The 210-nt window shown below is 37.6% G+C and carries 1 protein-coding gene; it reads left to right on the top strand.

The features are described 5' to 3' along the window. Position 1: 1 nt before the first annotated feature. Complete coding sequence (locus tag CHH91_RS19895; protein ID WP_095224780.1) at positions 2–118, top strand: helix-turn-helix domain-containing protein; 117 nt, start codon at positions 2–4, stop codon at positions 116–118. Positions 119–210: the final 92 nt, after the last annotated feature.

Genomic DNA, 210 nt, shown 5'->3' on the forward strand with positions numbered 1-210 from the left:
AATTGCAAAAGATGTCGGTTACGGGGATGCTACTTATTTTTACAAGCAATTTAAAAAGAAAGTCGGGGTAACCCCTAATGAATTTAGGCATGTTGTACGGCTAAGTGAAAACCCTTAATTCGTCCAATGAATGTAAACATTGTTCAGTATATGCGACGCAAATGCCTTGCTACAATGAATGTAAGGGCTTTCTTAAAAGAAGAAAGGAGG

It is taken from the genome of Virgibacillus sp. 7505 (assembly GCF_002272135.1).
Classification (GTDB): domain Bacteria; phylum Bacillota; class Bacilli; order Bacillales; family Amphibacillaceae; genus Terribacillus.